General features: G+C 71.9%; 3 protein-coding genes. 2 read left to right on the top strand and 1 reads right to left on the bottom strand.

From position 1 onward, the window contains the following. Positions 1–76: 76 nt before the first annotated feature. A complete protein-coding gene (locus AU072_RS23145) occupies positions 77–1,519 on the bottom strand; it encodes a CCA tRNA nucleotidyltransferase (protein WP_064415929.1) in 1,443 nt (480 codons plus the stop codon). Positions 1,520–1,648: 129 nt separating this feature from the next. On the opposite strand from AU072_RS23145, the gene AU072_RS23140 reads away from it, so the two are divergent. Both AU072_RS23140 and AU072_RS23135 read left to right on the top strand, forming a co-directional pair. Beyond that, positions 1,649–2,542 (top strand): NUDIX hydrolase, encoded by an 894-nt coding sequence (locus AU072_RS23140; protein ID WP_082681008.1) that lies wholly within the window; start codon positions 1,649–1,651, stop codon positions 2,540–2,542. Then, on the top strand, positions 2,539–4,950 hold the full coding sequence (locus AU072_RS23135) for a hypothetical protein (RefSeq protein WP_064415928.1): 2,412 nt from the start codon (positions 2,539–2,541) through the stop codon (positions 4,948–4,950). Before AU072_RS23140 ends, AU072_RS23135 begins: the two co-directional genes overlap by 4 nt. Positions 4,951–5,013: the final 63 nt, after the last annotated feature.

Here is a 5,013-nt window from a genome sequence, read left to right as displayed (position 1 = left end):
GCGCATGCTGCGCGCCGCGCGCTTCGTCTCGCAGCTGGAGTTCACCGTCGCGCCGCGGGCGGTGTTCGGCGCGGGGTTACTGTCCGCCCCGGGCGTTCCACCACGCCAGCAGTTCCTCGACCGCCTCCTCGCGCGACAGCGGGCCGCGGTCGAGGCGCAACTCCTTGAGGTACTGCCACGCCTGACCGACCTCGGGGCCCGCGGGGATGCCGAGGATGTCCATGATCTCGTTGCCGTTGAGGTCGGGGCGCACCCGCGCCAGGTCCTCCTTCTCGGCGAGTTCGGCGATCCGCTGTTCGAGGTCGTCGTAGTTGGCCTGCAGCCGCGCGGCGCGACGCTTGTTGCGGGTGGTGCAGTCCGCGCGCACCAACTTGTGCAGCCGCGACAGCAGTGGACCGGCGTCGGTCACGTACCGGCGCACCGCCGAGTCCGTCCACTTGCCGCCGCCGTAGCCGTGGAACCGCAGATGCAGGTACACCAGCTGCGAGACGTCGTCGACCATCTGCTTGGAGTACTTCAGCGCGCGCAGCCGTTTGCGCGCCATTTTCGCGCCGACCACCTCGTGGTGGTGAAAGCTGACTCCGCCGTCGGGTTCATGCTTGCGGGTCGCGGGCTTGCCGATGTCGTGCAGCAGCGCCGCCCAGCGCAACACCAGATCGGGTCCGGAGTCCTCGAGCGCGATCGCCTGCCGCAGCACGGTCAGCGAATGCCAGTAGACGTCCTTGTGCTGGTGGTGCTCGTCGATCGCCATGCGCATCGCGCCCACCTCGGGCAGCACCACATCGCCCAGCCCGGTCTGCACCATCAGATCCACACCGGCGACCGGGTCGGAGCCCAGCAGCAGCTTGTCCAGTTCGGCGGCCACCCGCTCGGCGGTGATGCGGCCCAGCTGCGGCGCCATGGCCACCAACGCCGACACCACCCGCGGCGCGACGGTGAACTCCAGCTGCGAGACGAAGCGCGCGGCGCGCAGCATGCGCAGCGGGTCATCGCCGAACGACACCTCGGGTGCGGCGGGGGTGTCGAGCACTTTCGCGCGCAGCGCCGCCAGCCCGTTGAGCGGGTCGTGGAATTCGGCGGGGCCGCCGGCGGTGATGCGCACGGCCATCGCGTTGGCGGTGAAGTCGCGTCGCACGAGGTCGTCGTCGAGGTTGTCACCGAACCGCACCTCCGGATTGCGGGACACCTGGTCGTAGGTGTCGGCGCGATACGTGGTGATCTCGAGACGCTTGTCGCCCTTCCCGACGCCGAGGGTGCCGAATTCAATGCCGGTGTCCCACAGTGAGTCGGCCCACGGCCGCAGCAACTTCTGCATCTGCTCGGGACGGGCGTCGGTGGTGAAGTCGAGGTCGGTCAGCGGGCGACCCAGCAGCGCGTCACGGACGCTGCCGCCGACGAGATACAACTCGTGTCCGGCGTCGGCGAAGAGCCGGCCGAGTTCGCGCAGCACCTCACCGTGGCGGTTGAGCTCCACTTGCGCGGTGGCAAGGAGTTCGGCGTCGGTGGAGGAGGCGGACACGTTCGGACAGCCTAGTCAGGCGACGATCAACCGGCCCCCGCGCCGCGGAGTCACACAAATGTGCAACGGCTCTATCACGACCGGTGAGTGCGGCGGGGGCCAATATGCGTGGCAGCTACTATCGCTTGGGTGTCGGACGGCGAACAGGCCAAACCACGACGGCGCCGGGGGCGACGTCGCGGCCGACGCGCGGCAGGTCCGCCCGAGGCCGCACCCGACCCGTCCGCGCAGCCCCGCCGCCCCGTTCCGCAGCCCCCTCCGAGCCACACCAACGCCGCGCCCAAGAACGGCGCCGCCGTCGACGGACACAAGGACGGCAAGGGCGGGCAGTCCAAGAAGTCGCGCCCGCGGCGCCCACCCGACCGGCTGCGCACTGTCCACGAAACCTCGGCCGGCGGGCTGGTCATCGACGGTATCGACGGCCCCAAGGAAACTCAGGTCGCCGCACTGATCGGGCGCATCGACCGGCGAGGCCGCATGCTGTGGTCGCTACCCAAGGGCCACATCGAAATGGGTGAGACCGCCGAGCAGACCGCGGTCCGCGAGGTCGCCGAGGAGACCGGTGTCCAGGGCAGCGTGCTCGCCGCGCTGGGCAGCATCGACTACTGGTTCGTCACCGAGGGCCGCCGCGTCCACAAGACCGTGCACCACTACTTGATGCGCTTCCTGGGCGGCGAACTCTCCGACGAGGACCTCGAAGTGACCGAGGTGGCGTGGGTGCCGCTCAAGGAACTGCCCAAGCGACTGGCCTACGCCGACGAACGCCGGCTCGCCGAGGTCGCCGGCGAGCTGATCGACAAGCTGCACGCCCACGGCCCGTCCGCGCTGCCGCCGCTGCCCCGGTCGTCGCCGCGGCGCCGCCCCCAGACGCACTCGCACACCCGCAACCGTCGTCCCGACGAACGCGCCCAAACGTCCCCGGGGGGCGAGCGGTGGGGGCACCACCCGCCCGAAGGGCAGGGGGACGAGTCCGGGAAGACGCAGCCCGGCCGCCGGACGAACGGTTGCGGACAGGGCTCGTGACCGCCGCAGCGCTGCCGCGCGCGCTGGCCGCGCTGATCGCGCTCGCGCTGAGCGTCCTGCCGCTCGTGCTACCGCGGTCCGCCGCCGCCCAGCCCGATTCGACACCGTTTCTTCAGGTCCGCGTCGACCGCGTCACTCCCGACGTGGTCACCACCACCAGCGAACCGGTAGTCACCGTTGCAGGTGCCGTCCTCAACGTCGGCGACCGGCCGGTGCGCGATGTGGTCGTGCGGCTGGAGGACGCCGCAGCGGTGCGGACGTCGACCGGCCTGCGCACCAACCTCACCGGCGACGTCGACCAGTTCGAGCCGATCGGCGATTTCGTCCCACTCGCGCCGGAACTTGCTCGGGGACAAGAGGTTCCGTTCACCCTGTCGTACCCCCTGAGGTCGGGCGACCGGCCGTCGCTCAGCATCGACGAACCGGGCGTGTACCCGGTGATGGTCAACGTCAACGGCACGCCCGACTACGGCGCGCCCGCCCGCCTCGACGACGCCCGCTTCCTGCTGCCGGTGCTCGGCGTCCCCCCCGACCCGGGCACCGAATCGGGTGACCCGGTCACCGCGATCGCCACCCCCGACACGTCCAAGCCGGTCCGGATGACGTTGCTGTGGCCGATCGCCGACCGGCCCCGGCTGGCCGCGGGCGCGCCGGGCGGCGCCACCCCGGTACGGCTCGTCGACGACGACCTGGCGACCTCCCTGGCGCCGGGCGGGCGTCTCGACACGCTGCTGTCGGCCGCCGAGTTCGCCACCAGTCCCCAGGTCGATCCCGACGGGCGGGTGCGTGCCGCGACATGTCTGGCGGTCGACCCGGATCTGCTCGTCACCGTCAACGCGATGACGGGCGGCTACGTCGTCAACGACGGACCCGATGCGGGACCCGGCACCCCCACCCGCCCCGGCACCGGGCAGGACGCTGCGGTGACCTGGCTGAACCGGCTCAAGAACCTGGCCAAGGGCATGTGCGTCGCCTCCACCGTCTACGCGCAGGCCGACCTCGACGCGCTGCGTCGTGTCCGCGATCCCGGGCTCAGCCGGATAGCGACCACGTCGGCGGGCGACATCGTGGACCAGATTCTGGGCGTGCCCTCGGTGCGCGGGGCCAGCCTGGTCGGCGACGGTCCGCTGACCGGGCCCGCGGTGCGGCTGCTGTCGGACCAGGGCGGCCAGACGGTGGCCGTGGCGGCCGCCGAATCGGGGTCGGACGACGGGACCGACGTCGCGGACTCCGGGGTCGCCGACACCGCGCCGGTGCGCTACACGCCGCAGGTCGTCGCGGCGCCCTTCGATCCGGCCGTCGGGGCGGCGCTGGCCGGCGCGGGCACCGATCCGGTGGCCCCGGGATACCTCGACCCGTCCCTCGACATCCCGCTGCAACACGATTCGGCGGTGGCGCGGCGCCAGGACGCCCTCGGGGCCATGCTGTGGCGCGCCCTGAATCCGAACATCGGCCCGCGCACCCAGATCCTGATGCCGCCGATGGCGTGGAGCCTCGGACCCGACGACGCCCGGGCACTGTTTCGGGCGGTCACCACCGCGATCAACGCCGGACTCGCCGAGCCGCGACCGCTGACCGCGGTGATCGGCGAAGGCAGCGCCATCGCACCCGACGACATGGCCCCGCTGCCCAGCAACGAGCTGGGTGACCCCGACGCCCGGTTCGACGACGCCGTCGTGTCGGGCATCGCGGCGGTCACCGGGCGGCTGTGGGGACTGACCGCGGCGCTGACCACCGACGAACGCACCGGGCTGACCGGATACGGCTACACCGCCCCGCTGCGCGAGGACATGCTGCGCGCGCTGAGCCAGTCGGTGCCGCCTGACACCCGCAACGGCCTTGCGCAACAACGGCTCACAACGGTCGGGCACACCGTCGACGACATCTTCGGGGCGGTCACGATCGTCAACCCGGGTGGGGCCTACACGCTGGCGACCGAACGCAGCCCGCTGCCGCTGGCGTTGCGCAACGACCTGCCGGTGCCGATCCGGGTCCGGCTCGACGTCGACGCGCCACCGGGAATGACGGTCACCGACATGGGCGAGATCGTGCTGCCGCCGGGCTACCTTCCGCTGCGGGTCCCCATCGAGGTGCACTTCACCCAGCGGGTCGCCGTCGACGTCGCGCTGCGCACCGTCGACGGCCTGCCGCTCGGGGAACCGGTGCGGTTGTCGGTGCACTCGAACGCCTACGGCAAGGTGCTGTTCTTCATCACGCTCTCGGCGGGCGCCGTCCTGGTGCTGCTGGCCGGCCGTCGGCTCTGGCACCGGTTCCGCGGCCAACCCGATCCCGCCGACCTCGACCGCCCCGACCCGCTCGAGGTGGCGCTGCACTACGACGACGACACCGACGCACCCCTGAGCCAAGCCGGGCGCCGGGGTTCGGGCACCCGCGGCGGTGCCGGGTGAGCGCCCCCGGGCCGCCGCCGGATCGTGTTGCAGCGGGATGTCGAGGGACGGGTCGAGGTATCC

This window comes from Mycolicibacterium novocastrense, assembly GCF_001499835.1.
Lineage (GTDB): Bacteria > Actinomycetota > Actinomycetes > Mycobacteriales > Mycobacteriaceae > Mycobacterium > Mycobacterium novocastrense.
The sequence above is the reverse complement of the archived record's forward strand: the minus strand, read 5'-3'. Positions and strand labels throughout refer to the sequence as shown.